The organism is Brevinematales bacterium, assembly GCA_026415355.1.
GTDB lineage: Bacteria > Spirochaetota > Brevinematia > DTOW01 > DTOW01 > SKYB106.
In genome coordinates this window covers 1-398 of sequence record JAOAHF010000080.1, presented here as the reverse complement: position 1 = coordinate 398, position 398 = coordinate 1, and the positions used below count along the sequence as shown (strand labels likewise).

Genomic DNA, 398 nt, shown 5'->3' with positions numbered 1-398 from the left:
AAGAGACAGATTTAGAGATGGGAAAAGTCAATGGGTGATGGGTGCATGATACTTGATAGACTTGGAAGAGAGCTGCGGGACCTACGCATCTCAGTCACAGACAGGTGCAATTTTCGTTGCCAATTTTGTATGCCAGAAGGAGAAGAATACCACTTCTTTAGACGCGAGGAAATACTCAGCTTTGAAGAGATAAGGGACTTTGTAAGGAGTATTTTGCCACTTGGCATAAAAAAGGTAAGGCTCACTGGTGGAGAACCACTGCTAAGGAGAGACATAGAGAAACTAATAGCAATGCTATCAGCCTTGCCAATAGAAGACCTTAGCCTTACTACAAACGGCTTTTTTCTGAAAGAAAAGGCAAAAGACTTAAAATCCGCCGGTCTGAATAGGATAACTGT

Annotated in this window: 1 protein-coding gene; it reads left to right on the top strand. The window is 42.5% G+C overall.

The window, feature by feature from the left end; genetic code table 11:
* Nucleotides 1-129 precede the first annotated feature (129 nt).
* Nucleotides 130-398: radical SAM protein (locus N2712_08135; GenBank protein ID MCX8029945.1), on the top strand; the 269-nt coding region annotated here is incomplete at its 3' end.